Genomic DNA, 19,874 nt, shown 5'->3' with positions numbered 1-19,874 from the left:
AAAGAGGATGCAGCGTTCTGCATCCTCTTTATTTTCCCGCTTTCAAAATCTTAAATATGATGTTTGCCTGATCGGTATTGTTAATCAGTCCTCGGAATTTTTCTTTTCCGGGGCCGTACGCGTATACTGGCACTTCTTCGCCGGTATGATCGGCACTCGTCCAGCCGCTGTTAGATCGTGTGTTAAAAATCTTGATGATGGCTTTGTAGGCGCCTTTGCTTTTGTCAGCCTGTGCAGCGGCTTCAACACTTTTGATTTCATCAGAGGTGAATTTCAGATTTGTATAGCGGGTGAGCACATCTTTGACCGGTTTGCCTTCACTGATTTTTTTGGCCATAAATTCAGGTGTTTTTTTTGCGGCGAGAATCGGCTCCGCGTGCCAATTCTTTTGACCATTTGCGCCGATGGTAAAGCCGCCGGTTGTATGATCAGCAGTTGCAATGACAAGCGTGTGTTTATCTTTTCTTGCAAAATCAATCGCGGCTTTATAGGCCTGTTCAAAGTCTTTAACCTCACTCATGGCTCCTACTGTATCGTTGTCATGGGCCGCCCAGTCAATTTGGCTGCCTTCGACCATCAAGAAAAATCCTTTTTTATTTTGGTTCAGGCGGTCAATTGCTGAAACCGTCATGTCCTTGAGAGATGGTGTTTTGCTGTCACGGTCGAGCGCTTTAGCAAGCCCTCTGTCTGCGAAAAGGCCAAGCACCTGCTGATCTTTATTTTTCTTCAGCTCTTGTTTTGTTGTCACGTAGCTATAGCCGGCTTGTTTGAATTCCTTCGTCAAATTTCTGTCCTCGCGGTTAAAATATGATTTTCCGCCGCCAAGCAAAACGTCTATTTTTTGTTTTCCTTTTATTTTGTCATCCATATAGCTGTTGGCGATTTGGTCCATGTTTTTCCGTGATTCATTGTGGGAGCCGTATGCGGCAGGGGTGGCGTGGTTAATTTCAGACGTTGCGACGAGCCCGGTCGATTTTCCTTGCTGTTTGGCTTCTTCGAGCACAGATTTCACTTTTTTTCCGTTTTTATCGACGCCAATTGCATTGTTATATGTCTTAACGCCTGTCGCTAATGCTGTTCCGGCGGCGGCTGAATCTGTAATATTAAAGTCCGGGTCATCAGGATGCGTCATCATCATGCCTGTCAGGTTAGGGTCAAATTGGGTCAACTTTGGGTTATTCGGTGTTTCCCCGTTATTCTTCATGGAACGGTAGGCGTTTATGTAAGGCGTCCCCATGCCGTCACCGATCATCACAATGACATTTCTGATCTCGGCTTTGTCTTGTTTTTTTGCGCTGGCCTTTTCAGTCTGCTGCAGTTCTGCACCGGCAAATATGCCGGCTGTAAGCACGGAAACAGCTGCGATTGGCAGCAGTTTAGATTTCAGATTTTGAAACAAATTCATTTTTTGCATGCCTCCTTTAATGTATTTGTTTATCATGTTAGGGAAATTTTGTTAAACGCGGCTTTTGATCGTGTAAACATTAAGTAAAGCATTGTAAGGAAATGAAAACATCTGTTTCGTTATCTTGCCTTTTTTCAATCAAAGCATTCATTTTTTCAGAAAAATCTTTACCCCTCTGCCCTTGCGTGATATGTTTATTTAAATAAAAAAACTGCGGATAACCGCAGCTTTCCTCGAATTGCTTTATGTCTCACTTTTCCACTATGTGAGCTGACCCCCGAAAGTTTGTCATTTATCCCCTTTATAATGGAAAATAGCCCAATAAACATGACAAAAGGACGCGTTTTTTGTCACCTTTGAAACGAAAATGAAATATTTTATACCCTTAAAAACTTTTTTTAAGAACGAATAAGTAAGAAATTAGTCACATGAAGTCAAGACTATTTCTGTTGGGAATCTATCCTTATAATAGAAACCAATAAGATTAATTTAAAAAAAGAGATACATATATAGAGAGAGATAAACATTGGGGAGGAAAATATGAAAAAGCAAATCATTACAGCTACGTCAGCAGTGGTTTTAGGATCGACACTATTTGCAGGAGCGGCATCTGCACAAAGCATCCAGGTGAAAAAAGGCGACACGTTATGGGGACTTTCAAGAAAATACGACACAACGATCGGTAAAATTAAATCAGAGAACAGCCTTCATTCAGACATGATTTACGCAGGGCAGACTTTATCAATTAACGGCAAAACTTCAAGTTCAAAAAGCAGCAGCTCTTCCAGTTCTTCATCTTCTACATACAAAGTAAAGAGCGGGGACAGCCTTTGGAAAATTTCAAAAACATATGGCATGACAGTCAGTGAACTGAAAAAAGTGAATGGCTTAAAGTCAGACTTGCTTCGTATCGGACAAGTCCTGAAACTGAAAGGTTCAACAAGTTCTAGCAGCTCTAGTTCATCGAAGGTATCAACGTCTTCAACTTCCACTTATAAAGTGAAGCGCGGGGACAGTCTGTCTAAAATCGCAAAGCAATACGGCACGACGGTTAGCAAGTTAAAAAGCTTAAACGGCTTAAAATCAGATTTGATTTATGTCAACCAAGTGTTGAAAGTGAAAGGAACAAGCACAAGCTCAAAAACTGTTTCTTCCGGCTCTTCATCATCTTCAAGCAGCAAAGCACCATCTACTACATCACTTAATGTTAGCAAGCTGGTTTCTGATGCGAAGGCGTTAAGCGGAACGCCATACAAATGGGGCGGAACAACGACTTCCGGCTTTGACTGCAGCGGATTTATCTGGTACGTGCTGAATAAACAAACAAGTGTGGGCAGAACAAGCACTGCGGGATACTGGAGTTCTATGGAGAGCATTTCCAGCCCGTCTGTCGGTGATTTTGTCTTCTTCACAACATATAAATCCGGCCCTTCTCACATGGGGATTTATGTCGGCAACAACAATTTCGTTCATGCAGGATCTAACGGTGTTCAGATCAGCAGCCTGGACAACAGCTACTGGAAGCCTCGTTACCTCGGTGCGAAAAGATTCTAATTTTAAAAGGAAACCCGTTCATTGGAACGGGTTTTTTCATTAGGCGGAGAATCTCCGATTTGGTTGCTCCTAAAAATGAAAATGTGATAAAAAGTCCAAGAATTTTTTTTCTTTCTTATTTTCATAAAGGGCGATTGCATAAGCGCCGGCATAGGGAAGCTGTACAGATTGATAAGGGATTCTGATCATCTGTTTCTCTGCCAACTCACGCTTTACTGTCGATAAGGGCAGAAATGAAACCCCGAGCCCTTCCTTGATAAACCGTTTCGTTATATGTGTTTGAGTGACTTTCATTGTTCTCACAAATGGAAATGTCACTCTGACTTGACGGAGCAAGTCGTCCCAGTAATCAGGATGATTGTGGGTCAAAAGCAGGTATTGCTCCAGCACCTCTTTGGCATCAATTTCTTTGTCTGCCATGAAACGCTGATCGGGCGGGGCAACAAGGACTACCGGGTCTTTATATAAGCAGTGGCAGGTTAAAGAGGAAGACTGTACCTTTAAACAGCTCAGCCCGATATCTGCTTCCCCGGCTTTAATCAGCGACGCGATTTCCGCCGATTCAAAAATCGTCACTGCCATTTCTGTTTCTGTATTCATTGCTGTGTACCGCTTCATGACAGAAGGAAGCACTGTATCTGCGATAAGCGGAGAAACCGCGAGCTGTAAGGTTTGAGAGTAGCCTTGTCTCACTCTGTGAAGCTCTGCCATGCTGTTTTCGTAATCATCAAGCAGCCTGAGCGCATACGGCAAATAAGCCCTGCCTTCATCAGTCAGCTGGATCTGCCTGCCCTTTCGTTCGAACAGTTTGCAGCTGATTTCTTTTTCTAATTGCTTGATATGTACGGTTACAGTGGGCTGAGATAAAAAAAGCGTTTCCGCTGTTTTCCGGAAGTTTTCATATTTCGCAGCAGTCACGAAGGTGTGAAGCCATTTGAAATCCATTTCTATTCTCCCTCTGATTAATATTTTTAATTAATATCCTTTAAAATATTCAATATTTTTTAAATATTATATTTACTATAATAACAGAAAAGGATAGGGGGAATACAAATGGTACATTACGGATTAAAGGGAATTACATGTGTGGAAACATCCATCAGCCATATTGACGGTGAAAAAGGCCGCCTGATTTACAGAGGCCACCATGCAAAAGACATCGCACTGAATCACAGCTTTGAAGAAGCCGCTTATTTGATCTTATTTGGAAAGCTGCCTTCATCGGAGGAATTACAGACATTTGAAGATAAGCTGACTGCTGAGCGGCATCTGCCGGAACACATCGAACGATTGATTCAGTCACTGCCAAACAACATGGACGACATGTCGGTGCTGAGAACGGTTGTTTCAGCATTGGGGGAAAATGCGTACACGTTCTATCCGAAAACAGAAGAAGCAATTCGGCTGATTGCCATCACGCCTTCCATCATTGCGTATAGAAAACGATGGGCGCGCGGTGAACAAGCAATTACACCATCTTCCCAGTACGGACATGTCGAAAACTACTATTATATGCTCACAGGTGAACAGCCTTCAGAGGCAAAAAAGAAAGCGCTTGAAACATATATGATTCTGGCCATGGAGCACGGCATGAACGCATCCACTTTTTCTGCACGGGTCACATTATCTACAGAGAGTGATTTAGTGTCAGCCGTCACTACCGCTCTCGGCACGATGAAAGGCCCGCTGCACGGAGGGGCTCCCTCAGCGGTGACAAAAATGCTTGAAGACATTGGAGAAAAAGAACATGCTGAAGCATACCTGAAAGAAAAACTGGAACAAGGAGAGCGCCTGATGGGATTCGGGCACAGGGTGTACAAGACGAGGGACCCGCGGGCAGAAGCTTTGAGACAGAAAGCAGAAGAAGTGGCCGGCAATGACCGCGATCTTGATCTTGCGCTGCATGTAGAAGCAGAGGCAATTCGTTTGCTTGAAATCTATAAACCAGGACGCAAGCTGTATACAAATGTTGAGTTTTATGCGGCTGCTGTGATGAAGGCCATCGACTTTGACGATGAATTGTTTACACCAACCTTTTCAGCAAGCCGAATGGTAGGGTGGTGCGCCCATGTGCTGGAACAAGCAGAAAACAATATGATTTTCCGTCCGTCAGCGAAATATACAGGCACCATTCCTGAAGAAGTTCTTTCATAACAAAACATATTTTGCCGTTTATTCGCTTCTATGGCGTGGTAACGTTCAGTATCAACCACATGTCTAGGAGTGATGAATATGAACCCAATGGACAGACAAACAGAAGGGCAAGAGCCGCAGCATCAGGACAGACAGCCGGGCATTGAGTCAGAAATGAATCCGCTGCCTCTGTCAGAGGACGAGGATTATCAAGGAAGCGGAAAGCTGAAAGGGAAAGTTGCCATCATTACCGGGGGCGACAGCGGCATAGGGAGAGCCGCAGCTATTGCGTTTGCTAAAGAAGGGGCTGATGTATCCATTCTTTACTTAGATGAGCATTCTGACGCAGAGGAAACGCGTAAACGAATCGAAAAGGAAAATGTCCGCTGCCTGCTTATCCCGGGAGATGTTGGGGACGAGAATCATTGTGAACAAGCTGTGCAGCAAACAGCGGATCACTTTGGCCAACTTGATATCTTGGTGAACAACGCTGCTGAACAGCATCCGCAGGACAGTATTCTCAATATTTCAACAGAACAGCTGGAAAAGACATTTCGCACAAACATTTTTTCCATGTTTCATATGACGAAGAAAGCTTTGCCTCACTTGAAAGAGGGAAGTGCCATCATTAATACGACATCGATTACCGCTTATGAAGGGGATACGGCGTTAATTGATTACTCCAGCACAAAGGGTGCGATTGTTTCCTTTACGCGATCCATGGCGATGTCGCTTGCGGATAAAGGCATCAGAGTGAATGCGGTGGCGCCTGGTCCGATTTGGACGCCGCTTATTCCGGCGACATTCCCGGAAGAAAAAGTGAAACAGCACGGCTTGGACACGCCAATGGGAAGACCGGGGCAGCCGGTTGAGCATGCAGGTGCATATGTCCTGCTGGCGTCTGACGAATCGTCCTATATGACAGGGCAGACCATTCATGTAAATGGCGGCCGTTTTATTTCAACATAATCAACGAAAAACCAGCGTGATCGCTGGTTTTTTTATGTGAGGAGATATTTCAAGATAAGAATTTGTCGACTTTTCTGACAATTAGGTTTTCATTTTTGTGATTTTATATATAATATTGTTAGGAGAAAGGAATGATTCGCTCACCGGTACAAATAGAGTAAAAAAAAAGAAAATTGACCATTATCGCTCATGGAATTCAGAAAATTCAAATAAAATATATATAAATAGATAATTAGTCTAGGAGTTGAAGGGGAATGAAAGGGAGCGTATTTAGGAAGAAAAGCATTCAGGATTTAATCGCTGCGACGAGCGGTGAAAAATCTTTAAAAAGAGAATTAGGGGCATTCGATTTAACATTGCTCGGAATCGGAGCCATTATTGGCACAGGGATTTTTGTGCTGACGGGAACAGGTGCAGTCACGGCAGGTCCCGGGCTGACCATTTCATTTGTTGTGGCGGCGCTGGCTTGTTTATTCGCCGCCCTGTCTTACGCAGAATTTGCTTCAAGTGTGCCTGTTTCAGGTTCGGTGTATACATTCACGTATGCGACATTGGGAGAGCTTTTGGCCTTTATTATCGGGTGGGATTTAATTTTAGAGTACATGCTGGCGGTAAGTGCGGTGTCAGTCGGCTGGTCTGGTTATTTCCAATCGTTTTTATCAGGGCTCGGCATTCATCTTCCGGTTGCTTTAACAGCAGCACCGGGGGCGGTGGAGGGCACATTTACCATCTTTAATCTGCCTGCCTTTGTGATTGTGATGGCGATAACGTTTTTGCTTTATTTAGGCATCAAAGAATCAAAAAGAGTCAACAACATCATGGTGATCTTGAAAGTGCTGGTTGTTTTGCTGTTTATCGCGGTGGCAGCCGTTTATGTGAAGCCGCATAACTGGCAGCCGTTTATGCCGATGGGCTTTGGCGGCGTATTCAGCGCAGCGGCGCTCGTATTTTTTGCTTTTATCGGATTTGACGCTGTATCCTCTGCTGCGGAAGAGACAAAAAATCCTGCGAAGGATCTGCCTAAAGGCATAATATTCTCTTTATTGGTTTGCACGATTTTATATGTCACTGTATCAGCCATCATGACAGGGGTTATCCCGTTTGCACAGTTTGCGGGAGTGGATCATCCGGTTTCTCTTGTTCTCCAAAGCGCCGGGCAAAATTGGGTGGCAGGCATCATTGATATTGGCGCTGTTTTGGGGATGACAACAGTTATGCTCGTGATGCTTTATGGGCAGACACGCGTCATGTTTGCTATGTCGCGTGACGGACTGGTGCCGGGCTCACTTTCTAAGGTCCATCCAAAGCACAAAACACCTTATGTGGCCACTTGGTTTTTCGGCACAATGTCGGCGCTCCTCGGCTCACTTGTTCCACTGGATGAACTTGCAAAACTGGTAAACATCGGAACACTGTCAGCGTTTGTGCTTATCTCTGTGGCAGTGATCGTTTTGAGAAAGAAACAGCCTGATCTACCGAGAGCCTTTACATGTCCGGGGGTTCCAGTGATCCCGGGTCTGGCGATTCTGTTCTGTCTGTTCTTAATTTTAAATCTTGGATGGGTGACGATTGTCCGCTTCCTTGTGTGGCTGTTAATCGGATTGGCAATCTATTTCTTGTATTCAAGAAAGCATTCAAAATTAAATCAATAATCTTGTGGTTAAGAGAGCGGTCATTCAGGACGCTCTCTCTTTTGTGTTCTTGGTAAATGAATCTATAGAAATGAAGACAAAAATAAGAGATAATATAGGGTGGAAAGGAAGTGACGTTTATTGTCTGAGCAAAAACCAGTCCAATGGGCTTCGAAAATCGGTTTCGTCATGGCAGCCGCCGGCTCGGCTATCGGCTTGGGCGCGATTTGGAAGTTCCCTTATGTAGCAGGGACCAATGGGGGAGGCGCCTTTTTTCTTATCTTCGTGTTATTTACCATTCTCTTAGGCTATCCGCTTTTAGTGGGAGAGTTTATTTTTGGAAGACGGAACCAGACGAATGCCATTGATGCATATAAAAAAGAAGCGCCGCGAACTGCTTGGTTTCTCACGGGATGGGTCGGTGTAGCCGCATGTTTCTTAGTGCTGTCGTTTTACAGTGTAATCGGAGGGTGGATTTTGCTGTATATCGTGAAAACAGCATCTGGTTCACTTTCCGGGCTTTCTCAAGAACAGTTTGGAACCCTGTTTGCTTCTATTATTCAAAATCCGATGCAGACGCTCGCGGCTCAGTTTGTTTTTATGGTGCTGACTGTCTTGGTCGTCGCCAGAGGGGTTCAAAAAGGGATTGAACGGGTCAGCGCGGTGATCATGCCGATTTTGTTTTTATTGTTTATTCTGCTCGTTCTTCGGTCACTCACGCTTGATGGTGCGATGGAAGGCGTAAAATTTTTGCTTGTGCCTCATTTCGGTAATTTGACTCCGGAATCTATATTATTCGCGCTGGGACAGGCCTTCTTTACGTTAACACTGGGGGTTTCGGTGATGGTGACTTACAGCTCTTATTTGCCGAAAACGCAAAATGTCCCTCGTTCGGCAGCCTCCATTGTCGTGATGAATATCATTGTGACACTCTTGGCGGGCCTGGCCATTTTTCCGGCGGTTTTTTCATTCGGTTTTCAGCCAAATGAAGGTCCGACATTGCTGTTTACAGTGCTTCCGGCCGTTTTTGAACAGCTTCCGTTCGGCACGTTGTTTTTTATCGGCTTTCTCGTTGCGTTTTTATTTGCAGCCTTAACCTCAGCGTTTTCGATGGTTGAAATTATTGTCGCCACAATCGGAAAAGGGGACGAAAAGAAGAGAAAAAAATTGTCATGGACAAGCGGGCTGTTGATCTTTTTGGTCGGAATCCCTTGTTGCTTGTCTTATGGCGTATTGAGCGATGTGAACATATTCGGTAAAACGTTTTTTGATATTGCCGATTTTACTGTCAGCAATGTTTTGATGCCATTAGGCGCTTTGTTAATTTCTCTTTTTATACCGCTCAAAATTTCGAAGCGCGAGCTTTTAGCAGAAATGAGAAACGGATCAAATGCAGGTAAAGCATTCTTTTATACATGGTTTTATTTGCTTCGTTTTATCGTACCGCTGGCCATTATTATCGTATTCTTAAATTTAATCGGGATTTTATCATTTTAAACAACAGGCTCCGTTTCCGGGGCCTGTTTTCTTATTTAATAAGACGATATCAACGGTGCCCATGCCGTTTTCAGTTTTTGGATCCCGTGCCTGATGTCCTCTTCTGACAAACCGCCATAACCGATTAAAACAGAAACAAATGGCGGCTGTCCTTTATAAGAGGGAGATACGGGATAGATGGTTACGCCATTGTCGGCAGCAGCACTAATCGCTTCTTCTTCACTTGCCGGAAACAAAAGCCGCAGGAGGATATGAAGACCGGAGTTTTTTCCGAGAACCTCAACGCTGTTCCCTAGTTCAGACCGTATGGCTTCTAACAGGACAGCGTGTTTTTTTCGGTATAAGGCTCTCATTCTGTTTACATGCTTTTGCCACTCTCCGCTTTCGATGAAGTCTGCCAGTGCCATTTGAGAGTGGGAAGAGACCGTTTGTTTCATTAAGTGAGCGTTTTTTCTGACCGATTCCATGAGTGCAGGGGGCAAGATCATGTAGCTGAGCCGCAAGGAAGGCAGCAGTGACTTTGAAAAAGTGCCGAGATATATGACTCTGCCATTTGGATCAAGACCCTGCAAAGACGGAATGGGCTGGCCGCTGTAGCGAAATTCCCCATCGTAATCATCTTCTATAATGAACGAGTTTGCTTCCTTTGCCCATGCCAGAAGCTCTTGTCTTCGGGTTATCGTCATAATGCTCCCGAGCGGAAACTGATGCGAAGGAGTCGTATACACGAGAGATGGATTCTGCGCTTTAAGCTCACCCGGCAGGACGCCTTCTTCATCAGAATAAATCGGAATGACATGCATGCGATTTGCTTCAAATAATCTTCTTGAACGATGAAAACCCGGTTCTTCAAACCCGATTTTTGTGCCGTGCTTAAGCGTAAGACAAAGAATTTGCAGAAGCACGGTCGTTCCTGCACCAATCATGATCTGGCCGGGCTCGCAAATGACACCCCTTGACAGCCTGACGAAACGGGTAATCATGCGCCTGAGTTCAGGCTCTCCTTGAGGGTCTCCAGAGGTGTGGCCGGAATAGCGGTCCAGACTTTTTACGATGCTTTTTCTCCATGCGTTAAAGGGGAAGCGGGCCGGATCGACATTGCCTTGATGAAAGTCAATAACAGGTGCGTTCTCTTCAGGCAAGACCTGTTGCACAGACTGCTGAAAATAGTCAGGAGCCGCTGGGAAATCTGCTTCTACTCCCGCCGCGAACCAGCCGATTTTTGGTTTGCTTTTGACATAGCCCTCAGCAGTTAATTGCTCGTAAGCATGTTCAATTGTTGCTGTACTGACACCGAGCAAGACAGAGAGCCTGCGTTTTGACGGAAGTTTTGTTCCTTTCGTAATTCTCGCGTGTGAAATTTCTTGTTTGAAAAAGATATAAAGCTGCTCATACAGCGGTGTTTTGCTTTTTTTATCAAGAAACGGCGTGATATCCATCTCGAGTCTCCTTTATATCTGGCATGGTCATGTTTTTTGATATTGGCTATTTGGTAAATGCCATTTATTAGCTATGATCATTGTAACGAAAGGAAAGGGGATTGAGAAGATGATTCATATGAAACAGTTAACTACGAAAGAAGAATGGGCTGAATCGTATCCGGTTATGAGTGAATTGAGAACAGAACTGGATGAAGAAACGTATTTACAAAGGCTTGACGCCTGTGTGCAGCAAGAATCGTATATGCTGTTTGCCTTATATGAGGATACGGCAATCAGGGCGCTGTGCGGCGCGCTGCCGAGGGTTTCCATTCACAAGGGAGAGCATTTGTGGATTGCGGATCTTGTGACAACCGCGCCTTGCCGATCAAAGGGATACGGCAAATTAATTTTGGATTATGCCGCAGACTGGGCAAGAAAAGCCGGACTTGGCTTTGTCAGTCTTTCATCTGGCCTTCAGCGTAAAGACGCACACCGATTTTATATAGACAAAATGGATTTTACGATAGAAAGCTACTTGTTTAGAAAGCCGCTGTAATCAAAAAAGACGCCCCCTCAGGCGTCTTCTTTTAAAAGCCAAACTGTAAATTAGTATCTACAGATACAATGGTATACACACAAATAATCACAAATAGATTCAGGATGACACCGAGCAGGCCTGGCCCGGTGCGCCCTCTCTTGATGAAGAGTTCAATAATGCCAAACGGAACGGCGGCCATGGCGAACGGAAGCATTTGATAGGAATAAATTGTGACATTGCTGATAATCGCCAAATTCAGCAAGAGCAGGGACAGAATTGCTGTCCCGACTGAAATCCAGCCGAATACATTGTGTTCTTTAAAAATTCTTACCAGTTCCATAATTCCACCTCGCCGACATTCGCTGATTTTACAGATTTGTTTTTCAGCATGCGTTGGATTTCCTTGGTTGGTCCTGTAACGACCGAGCCGTATACATTGACACCGTTTTTCTCTACATAATCCAATCGGTTATCCACTTTCAGGTCTTTTCGTTTTGAAATGACCTGTGCCCATTTTTCATGCTTGGACATGAATGTCAGGGCGTTGATAAACTGATCGCCATTTGATTTGCCTTTTGAATTAAGCGCAGCCAAGAACTTTGAATCCTTTCCAGGATAGCCAAGCGGCTCTGCGTATACTTTCTCATTGTTGTTGTTCTCTGTTTCAATTGCATTCCACAAAAAGCTCACATCATACCCTTTGAACTTGTTATATATTTCTTTTGTCGGGTATGCACGGTCATATGAAAGGTAGACCTCGGAAACCGTTCCTTCGGGCAATGTCTTTAACGTTTGGTCAGCTTTTGCAGTGGATTGTTCGGACGCATTTGATGGGTGTGTAAAGTAATGGCCGGTTTTATGCACTTCTAAATCATAGTAGTTAACGACAGGCGCTTTCACTTTATTATAAAACATTTCAACTCGTTCATTCCCCACTGCGACTGTCTTCGTACCGATCTGCTTTTGCAGCGGGAATTCGGTATTCATGCCAAATAACTTCACTTGGCTTTTCAGTCCGGATGTATCGACAAGAACATTTGGCATGGTCAGGGCTACAGTGACTGCGGCGGTTTCCATAAACTCATTGCCGGTGCTTTGTTTTCCTCCCATTCCGTAATAAAGGTAGCTTCCCAGCGTGCAAAGCGGCAAAATCATCAAGGTCGAAATAACGGCAAGGACAGAAATTCGTAAATAAGACTTGCGTTTCCCATAGGCTAAAATCGCTTTTTGTTTTTCTGGACTGATGCTGACATCCCAATCGTTATCGTCCTCTAGCTCGCTATCAATCAGTTCCTGATACACTTCGAGCTTCTCTAGTTCTTCCTCAAATGCGGTCATTTCCCGGTCGCTCATTTCCCCATTTTTATATTGATCAAAACGCTTTTTAAATTCTTCATTCATCATTAACACCTCTATTATAAAGTGCTTTCAGCCGCTGTCTGGCGCGAAATAAAACACTTTTAAAATTCGCCTCTGAAATATTCATAATATGCGATGCTTCTTTGTAATTTAGCTCTTTTAAATAATATAGCGTTAAGGCCTCCCGATAATTGTCGGGGAGCTCGGACATATAACCAGTCAGCACTTCCTTTATCTCTACCTGATGAGCAGGGCTCTGAACAGCACTTTGAAAGAGGCTTCCGATTAAGTCATCAGAAATGGTTACTTCTTTCTTATGCTTTCTGACGTAATCAATGAAGGCGTTTCGCGCCACTTGAAAAAGCCAGGGCTTTACTTTGCTGTGATCATAGGAGTGAATGTGTATGTATGCCCGCATAAAGGTTTCCTGCAGCAAGTCCTCGGCAAGATGCTTGTCTTTTGTCATGGAGAGCAGGAACCTGTAAACATCATTCATGTACATTTGATAAATTTCATCGATCGTCACTGCCTTTTCTCCCCTCTATGTTATACACGCATAAGAAAGGTTTAAAGTTGCACATTACATGCAAACGGCTTTTTATACCTCATCAAACACCATTCCTATATAGTACCTAAAAATGGCCGCGAAAGATAGTACCGAGAAATGTTTAACATTTTTTCCAGTGGGGAAAAGAGAGTGAAAAAAGAAGGAGTGGCACAATGGAATATACCAGTATAGCAGACACCGAAATAAAAGCCTCCAGAATCGGCCTGGGCACATGGGCGATTGGCGGAACCATGTGGGGAGGCACTGACGAGAAACAATCAATCAAAACCATCCGCGCCGCTCTTGATGAGGGGATCACACTGATTGACACCGCTCCGGCCTACGGCTTCGGGCAGTCCGAGGAAACCGTCGGGAAGGCGATCAAGGAGCACGGCAAAAGAGATCAGGTGATTCTCGCAACGAAAACGGCTGTGGACTGGAAGAACAACCAGCTCTTCCGCCATGCGAATAGAGCGAGAATCATAGAGGAAGTCGAGGCTTCTTTGAAACGGCTGCAAACGGATTATATTGATCTTTATCAGGTGCATTGGCCCGATCCGCTTGTGCCAATTGAAGAAACGGCGGAAGTCATGAAGGAATTATATGATGCCGGCAAAATCCGGGCGATTGGCGTCAGTAACTTTTCAGTTGAACAATTGGATACATTTCGCGCCATTGCACCGCTTCAAACGATTCAGCCTCCATATAATTTGTTTGAAAGAGAAATTGAAGAGAATGTTCTTCCATATGCGAAAGACAAACAGATTACAACGATATTATACGGCAGTTTATGCAGAGGGCTGCTAACAGGTAAAATGACCGAAGAGTACACGTTTGAGGGCGACGATCTGCGAAATCATGATCCAAAATTCCAGCAGCCCCGTTTTAAAGAGTATCTTTCTGCTGTTCATCAGTTGGATGAGCTGGCGCAGACACGTTATGGAAAATCAGTGATTCACTTGGCCGTCAGATGGATCTTAGATCAGCCGGGAGCGGATATCGCTCTTTGGGGGGCGAGAAAGCCTGAGCAGGTTGATGCGGTATCGAAGATTACAGACTGGACGCTGAGCAGTGAAGATCATAAAGACATCAATACCATATTGAAAAATACGATTTCAGACCCGGTCGGGCCCGAGTTTATGGCACCCCCGACCAGGGAGGAAATCTAACAAAAGCTGAGGGCGATCCTCAGCTTTTTGGCGTTTTAACCAGAGAAATCTTAAAAATTAGTACCAGGTAATAAAAAATGTTGTTATAATAGAAGCAGAAAGAATCATTGATTACGACAAAGGAAGTGCGATATGTATAAGTTTTGTGCAAATGCTTTAAAAGTTATTCTTTCTCTTCGCGGAGGAGTGAAGGTGTATAACAAAGAAAACCTTCCGGCCGATTCAGGTTTTGTCATCGCGTGTACACACTCCGGCTGGGTTGATGTGATCACACTCGGAGTCGGGATTCTTCCTTATCAAATACACTACATGGCGAAAAAAGAGCTTTTTCAAAATAAATGGATCGGTTCGTTCTTGAAGAAAATCAATGCCTTTCCGGTAGATCGTGAAAATCCCGGACCAAGCAGTATTAAAACCCCGATTAAGCTGCTGAAAGAAGGAGAGATCGTCGGTATCTTCCCGAGCGGAACAAGGACCTCTGAGGACGTGCCTTTAAAAAGAGGCGCGGTGACAATTGCGCAAATGGGGAAAGCGCCGCTCGTTCCCGCTGCATATAAAGGACCTTCAAGCGGAAAGGGATTATTCAAAAAAGGAAAAATGAAGCTCATTATCGGTGAGCCGCTTCAGCAGGCTGATTTTGCCCACCTGCCGTCAAAAGAAAGACTTGCAGCCATGACAGAGGCTTTAAATAACAGTATTAAAGAGCTTGAAAACAAGCTGGAACAGCTATAATCCACCAGTGCCCGCATTCCCCGATTTCCCGATTGTTTATAAGTTCCTTGGCAATTAGCTATACTATATAAGGAATTAATTATTGGGAAAGGTTACGGAAAATGATGAAAATTATCGTAGTAGGGGCTGGAATTCTAGGAGCGTCAACAGCGTATCAGTTAGCCAAAATGGGGGCTGAGGTTCTTGTCATAGATCGGAAAGATAAGGGACAGGCCACCCATGCAGCGAAAGGCATTATTTGTCCATGGCTGTCACCGAGGCGAAATCAGGCGTGGTACAAGCTGGCAAAGGCAGGAGCGCACTTTTACCCCTGTTTCATAGAGGAGCTTAGAAAAGCAGGCGAGATAGAAACGGGTTATGCTCCGGTTGGTGCTCTTAGTATTCATCACGAGAAAGAAAAGATTGAAAAGATTGAAAAACGGGTGCAAGAACGCAAACAAGACGCCCCGGAAATCGGAGACATTTCTTTTCTATCTGAATTCAAAACCGCCGGCATGTTTCCATTGCTGGCTAAACGGTACCATTCAATTCATATAAGCGGAGCCGCCCGAGTGGATGGCGAGATGCTGAGAGATGCATTATTGCGTGCTGCTCATAGAATGGGCGCCGTTTATTTAACAGGCGATGCCAAGCTCCAATATCATTCGAAACGAGTGACAGGAGTAACCGTCGGTGATGAATGTTATTCTGCTGACAAGGTGATTGTTTGTGCCGGTGTATGGGCAGACCAATTGCTGGCGCCTTTAGGCATTCGCTTTAAAGTAAGCGTGCAAAAAGCGCAGATCATATATGTACAGGTTCCTGACGCAAACAATATGGACAGCTGGCCTGCTGTCATGCCGCCTTCTAAGGAATATCTGTTAGCTTATGCTGACAAGAGAATGGCCATCGGAGCGACTCGTGAAGATGATATAGAAGGCCGTGATGAACGGATCACGGCAGGCGGGCTGCAGGAATTGTTGAACAAAGGATTGGAAATGGCTCCTGGTATAGCAAACAGCACCTTTCAAGAAGCAAGAGTCGGTTTACGACCGATTACACCGGGTGATGTGCCGGTGATCGGACTTCTTCCCGGCTGGGACGGGATCATAGCGGCAAATGGCCTTGGATCGTCCGGTTTGACAATGGGACCTTATATGGGGCAACAGCTGGCGAAGCTGGCTCTTAAAATGGACGTAGACATCGATTTAGAAGAATATGATATAAAAAATGCAGCAGAAGTTCAATGAACATCCGCTGCTTTTTTGTTTTATATTTTGGATAATGAAAGCTGGTCCTCTGGCAGTGCTTTGAGTGAGCCGTCATTGTTTAATACAGAACGCCATGTATAACGGGGTTCATAACCGAGGATCTTTTTCGCTTTATCAATCGCCATCAGTGTTTCATATCCTTTTATATCCCGCTTTAAAGAGACTTCTGGGAAAAACCTCTTTACCAAGTCTTCACTCGGTTCTTTCATGATGGTATCCGGCGCCGTAATGTGGAAGACCTCATTGCCGATATTGTTTTTTTCGATTGCAAGCAGGCAAGCGTGCGCAGCGTCTCTCACATCGCAATACGCCCATGCATTTTTCTTTTGGATATCCTTTTGCTTTTCGTTCCAATGCATGCCTGGAATTTTTTCATACTCATCAGGTTCATATATATTTGCAAAGCGGAGGGTGACAATTTGTGTATTCATCAGCTTTGAAAACATATCTGAAAGGATCTCGGTCAGACGCTTTGCCATTGCGTAAGACGATTTTACGATTGTCGGATGCTCTTCGTCTACAGGAAGGTAGCTGAGCTCTTTCGGTACAAACGGATATCCCAGCACCGTCTCGCTCGAAGCCCATACAAGCTTACGCACTTTAAAATCTTTACAAGCCTCCAAAATATTGAAGTTGACAAGCATATTATTTTCAAATATCGCCTGGGAGGGATTTCTGACATCGGTCGGAATATTCCCAAGATGGACCACAGCGTCACAGCCCATAATAAGCTGGCATACTTGGCCGTAATCCCGCAAATCGGCTTGGATAAATGTTTTTGATGCTGATTCCTCTGTTAATATTCTATCTGATGCTGTTACATCGTGGCCGGCCTCCAATATTGTTCTTACGGCCCACCGTCCTATTTTACCTGCTGCTCCAGTTACCACTACTTTCATCATTTCACTCCTTTTTCTTGTTTTTAAATGAGATCCAGTCCCCTGATTAGAATTCCCGAGGATTTCCGTTTTATTAACAGCAGTATTTATATTTATAGAAGAATGGGGGAAGGTTAGAAACAAAACATAATAAAAAACACACCTCAATAAAAGGTGTCTCAGCGTGTCGACAAACCCTCGCATTCGTTGTCAGTCCTGCGCGTTGATGCTCACGTGAAAAAAGATCAGCGGCTAAAAGCTAGAGCGTCCTGCTCAAACGCCCTTGTCACCGCATCCTGCGGAAGTCCGCTCCAATGCTCGTCCTTCCTAGACTTCAAGGGTTTTCAATCACGCTGACAAGATGACAAAATCCTAAAACAAAAACCGTTTTAGGACTTTGTCTACAATCTAAAAGACACCTCAATAAAAGGTGTCTTTTTATATTATGCTTCTTTCGGTTCTCCAGCTTCAACCAGCTCTTCTGCCGCGAGTTTTTTGACTTCAATATAAGCGACGTGGTGGCCGTCGATTTCGTTAATGATAAATTCGCAGCCTTCTTCGATGATAGAATCATCTTTTTCAACATCGTATTTTTGGGTAAGGAACCAGCCGCCGATCGTATCGACTTCTTCGTTCTCTAAATGAATGCCGAACAGGTCGTTTACTTGGTCGATTAACACTTTTCCGTCAAGAATATAATGGCCATCGCCGATTTTGCGGATTTCGTTAATTTCATCAATATCAAATTCATCGCGGATTTCGCCGACAATTTCTTCGATGATGTCTTCAACCGTCACAAGCCCGGCCGTACCGCCGTATTCATCAGACAGGATGGCCATGTGGACTCTGTCTTTTTGCATTTTGACAAGCAGATCTTGGATCGGCGCGGATTCAATGACATGAATGATCGGGTTGACGAATTGAGAAATGGTGGAATCAACAGATACCTCGCCGCTGATGCAGGCGGTCAGCACTTCTTTAATATTAATAACCCCGATAATGTTATCTTTATCGCCCTCTTCTACAGGGTAGCGAGTATATTTTTCGATCTGAATGATGTCCATCATTTCAGAAATCTTGATATCATGCGGAAGGCTGACAATTTCAGTCCGCGGAATCATAATTTCTTTCGCCAGCCTGTCGTCAAATTCAAAGATTTTATTCACATATTTAAACTCTGACTGGTTAATTTCACCGCTTTTATAGCTTTCAGACAGAATGATTCGCAACTCTTCTTCAGAGTGAGCCAGTTCGTTTTCTGAAACGGTCTCCAGGCCAAATGCTTTTGTCAATAACCGTGCGGAATTGTTCAAAAGCCAAATGAACGGGAACATGATGCGGTAAAACCAAATCAGCGGTTTCGCAAACAGCATAGACACTGCTTCCGCCTTTTGGATGGCGACTGTCTTAGGCGCAAGTTCTCCGACAACAACGTGCAGAAACGTGATAATGGCATACGCAAAAATAAACGATATGACATGTGAAAGGGAACCTGGCACATTCAATTGTATGAAAAGCGGGTGAAGCAGCCTTTCAATTGTGGACTCGCCTAAAACCCCTAATCCAATGGAAGTCAATGTAATTCCGAGCTGACACGCAGATAAATATTCATCAAGATGCGTAGTCACTTTTTTTGCGGCTATTGCTGCTTTATTTCCTTCCGCGATCAGCTGATCGATTCGTGAGCCTCTGATTCTGATAATGGCAAACTCAGAGGCCACGAAAAATGCCGTCAGGGCGATTAAAACAGCAACTAAAATCAAATTCACTATGTCCAATTAGAACCTTCACTCTAGAATGAGAATGAAGGTAACACCTCCTGTTAGATAAAATGGTTTTAACTTAACAGCAGCATAAATGATTGGAACACGGCGAGCTTATCGGGTGGGAGCTTGTTTTTCAGCTTGTCACGATCCTCGGGCTTCAGCCGTTCAAACCGATGCAAGATTCCGGAGATATTTTGATTCATATGATCAATTTCTAATGCCAGTTTACCAATTTCATCATCAAGTTTAGCTGAAGAGGGAAACTGGTTCTCCAGTCGATCTTTAATATCGGACAGGGCCAATCGCTGCTTCTTGCAATCTACAATAAATATGAGTCGTTTAAGTGCATTTTCATCGTAGTAACGGTAATTTGAACAGGATCTGGCCGGCGTAAGCAGACCGATATTCGTATAATAATCAACTGTTCGTTTCGTTACTCCGGCAAGTTTTGCTAGTTCACTGATGCGATAAGTCTCAGCCCCATCTATATCCCTCCCAACCATCACGTTATAGTTATGAGAATAGTTTAATATATGAAGGGTGTCTTGCACAAGTTTATTGTTTTTGATGAGTTCGCGAAGCTAATTTAGGCAAGAATATAAATTTAGTGTGTTTTTTGAAAATATCATATAAAAGCATTGACTAAATGATACATATTTTGCATAATCAAGTGTGATACAGAACGAAACTGAAAAAGAAATAAGGGAAGCCATTCGATGTTGCGGCACGATGGTGGAACATAGGGAACATAAGCAGAGATCAAGGGAAATGGAAACAATCTCACAAGATTTCACCAGATTAATATCCTGGCGTGCTTAGCATTGATCTTGCGAACTTTATGATATACAATTTTTTATAGCTGTATATTTGATTATGTTGTTTTTATTTTTCTGAATATTCCGATTTTAATCCTTTGCACATAAAGGAATAAATGCTGAATGACCGCACTGTATTTATTTAGGTTTCTAATCAAGGCTCTCGTACTATCAGATGGATATAGATTTGCAATTCTGTTTACTGAGCTG

General features: G+C 43.9%; 18 protein-coding genes. 9 read left to right on the top strand and 9 right to left on the bottom strand.

All coding sequences use genetic code 11. The annotated features are described in order from the left end of the window. Positions 1–28: 28 nt before the first annotated feature. Positions 29–1,414: an alkaline phosphatase PhoA gene (gene phoA / locus V6D44_RS04815; RefSeq protein ID WP_202328515.1), complete on the bottom strand. Its 1,386-nt coding sequence runs from the start codon at positions 1,412–1,414 to the stop codon at positions 29–31. 531 nt (positions 1,415–1,945) lie between these two features. Between phoA and V6D44_RS04810 the strand changes: the two genes are divergently transcribed. Next, on the top strand, positions 1,946–2,959 hold the full coding sequence (locus tag V6D44_RS04810) for a C40 family peptidase (protein WP_087991191.1): 1,014 nt from the start codon (positions 1,946–1,948) through the stop codon (positions 2,957–2,959). A 69-nt stretch (positions 2,960–3,028) separates the two neighbouring features. On the opposite strand, the gene citR is transcribed toward V6D44_RS04810, so the two are convergent. Beyond that, entirely contained in the window at positions 3,029–3,904 is an 876-nt protein-coding gene (citR, locus tag V6D44_RS04805; protein ID WP_087991192.1) for a transcriptional regulator CitR, read from the bottom strand. Between the two features lie 108 nt (positions 3,905–4,012). Between citR and citA the strand changes: the two genes are divergently transcribed. From citA to V6D44_RS04785, 4 genes are all read left to right on the top strand, one after another. Continuing rightward, positions 4,013–5,113 (top strand): citrate synthase CitA, encoded by a 1,101-nt coding sequence (citA, locus tag V6D44_RS04800; RefSeq protein WP_087991193.1) that lies wholly within the window; start codon positions 4,013–4,015, stop codon positions 5,111–5,113. A gap of 78 nt (positions 5,114–5,191) precedes the next feature. Beyond that, entirely contained in the window at positions 5,192–6,061 is an 870-nt protein-coding gene (locus tag V6D44_RS04795) for an SDR family oxidoreductase (RefSeq protein ID WP_289346789.1), read from the top strand. 254 nt (positions 6,062–6,315) lie between these two features. Further along, positions 6,316–7,713 carry a branched-chain amino acid transporter BcaP gene (bcaP, locus tag V6D44_RS04790; protein ID WP_087991195.1) on the top strand — a complete coding sequence of 466 codons (1,398 nt, stop codon included), beginning with the start codon at positions 6,316–6,318 and terminating at the stop codon, positions 7,711–7,713. 120 nt (positions 7,714–7,833) lie between these two features. Further along, positions 7,834–9,189, top strand: a complete 1,356-nt coding sequence (locus V6D44_RS04785) for a sodium-dependent transporter (RefSeq protein ID WP_289346791.1) — start codon at positions 7,834–7,836, stop codon at positions 9,187–9,189. Positions 9,190–9,224: 35 nt separating this feature from the next. Here V6D44_RS04785 and pdxR read toward each other — a convergent pair whose 3' ends face one another. Next, positions 9,225–10,628: a MocR-like pyridoxine biosynthesis transcription factor PdxR gene (gene pdxR, locus V6D44_RS04780; RefSeq protein ID WP_087991197.1), complete on the bottom strand. Its 1,404-nt coding sequence runs from the start codon at positions 10,626–10,628 to the stop codon at positions 9,225–9,227. 109 nt (positions 10,629–10,737) lie between these two features. On the opposite strand from pdxR, the gene V6D44_RS04775 reads away from it, so the two are divergent. Continuing rightward, positions 10,738–11,166, top strand: coding sequence for a GNAT family N-acetyltransferase (locus tag V6D44_RS04775; protein WP_333516294.1), 429 nt, complete (start codon positions 10,738–10,740; stop codon positions 11,164–11,166). A 31-nt stretch (positions 11,167–11,197) separates the two neighbouring features. Here the strand turns inward: V6D44_RS04775 and V6D44_RS04770 are convergent, their stop codons facing one another. The 3 genes from V6D44_RS04770 to sigM are packed head-to-tail and all read right to left on the bottom strand — an operon-like array spanning position 11,198 to position 13,033. After that, the gene (locus V6D44_RS04770) at positions 11,198–11,488 is read right to left on the bottom strand and encodes an anti-sigma factor (RefSeq protein WP_087991199.1); all 291 of its coding nucleotides are present in this window, start codon (positions 11,486–11,488) and stop codon (positions 11,198–11,200) included. Further along, the gene (locus V6D44_RS04765; protein WP_333516293.1) at positions 11,476–12,552 is read right to left on the bottom strand and encodes an anti-sigma factor; all 1,077 of its coding nucleotides are present in this window, start codon (positions 12,550–12,552) and stop codon (positions 11,476–11,478) included. The genes V6D44_RS04770 and V6D44_RS04765 overlap by 13 nt, the downstream gene beginning before the upstream one ends. After that, on the bottom strand, positions 12,542–13,033 hold the full coding sequence (gene sigM, locus V6D44_RS04760) for an RNA polymerase sigma factor SigM (protein WP_087991201.1): 492 nt from the start codon (positions 13,031–13,033) through the stop codon (positions 12,542–12,544). The genes V6D44_RS04765 and sigM overlap by 11 nt, the downstream gene beginning before the upstream one ends. A 194-nt stretch (positions 13,034–13,227) precedes the next feature. Between sigM and V6D44_RS04755 the strand changes: the two genes are divergently transcribed. The 3 genes from V6D44_RS04755 to V6D44_RS04745 all read left to right on the top strand — a co-directional run bounded on the left by V6D44_RS04755 (position 13,228) and on the right by V6D44_RS04745 (position 16,184). Further along, entirely contained in the window at positions 13,228–14,223 is a 996-nt protein-coding gene (locus V6D44_RS04755; protein ID WP_202328512.1) for an aldo/keto reductase, read from the top strand. A gap of 132 nt (positions 14,224–14,355) precedes the next feature. Further along, a complete protein-coding gene (locus tag V6D44_RS04750) occupies positions 14,356–14,955 on the top strand; it encodes a 1-acylglycerol-3-phosphate O-acyltransferase (RefSeq protein ID WP_087991203.1) in 600 nt (199 codons plus the stop codon). A 101-nt stretch (positions 14,956–15,056) separates the two neighbouring features. Beyond that, the gene (locus V6D44_RS04745) at positions 15,057–16,184 is read left to right on the top strand and encodes an NAD(P)/FAD-dependent oxidoreductase (protein WP_333516292.1); all 1,128 of its coding nucleotides are present in this window, start codon (positions 15,057–15,059) and stop codon (positions 16,182–16,184) included. 20 nt (positions 16,185–16,204) lie between these two features. On the opposite strand, the gene V6D44_RS04740 is transcribed toward V6D44_RS04745, so the two are convergent. From V6D44_RS04740 to cueR, 3 genes are all read right to left on the bottom strand, one after another. Further along, complete coding sequence (locus V6D44_RS04740; protein WP_333516302.1) at positions 16,205–17,104, bottom strand: NAD-dependent epimerase/dehydratase family protein; 900 nt, start codon at positions 17,102–17,104, stop codon at positions 16,205–16,207. A 422-nt stretch (positions 17,105–17,526) separates the two neighbouring features. Continuing rightward, on the bottom strand, positions 17,527–18,861 hold the full coding sequence (locus V6D44_RS04735; protein ID WP_253268972.1) for a hemolysin family protein: 1,335 nt from the start codon (positions 18,859–18,861) through the stop codon (positions 17,527–17,529). Positions 18,862–18,920: 59 nt separating this feature from the next. Beyond that, positions 18,921–19,352: a Cu(I)-responsive transcriptional regulator gene (gene cueR, locus V6D44_RS04730; RefSeq protein WP_087991297.1), complete on the bottom strand. Its 432-nt coding sequence runs from the start codon at positions 19,350–19,352 to the stop codon at positions 18,921–18,923. Positions 19,353–19,874: the final 522 nt, after the last annotated feature.

This window comes from Bacillus sp. 0209A, from assembly GCF_036765095.1.
Lineage (GTDB): Bacteria > Bacillota > Bacilli > Bacillales > Bacillaceae > Bacillus > Bacillus subtilis_G.
The sequence above is the reverse complement of the archived record's forward strand: the minus strand, read 5'-3'. Positions and strand labels throughout refer to the sequence as shown.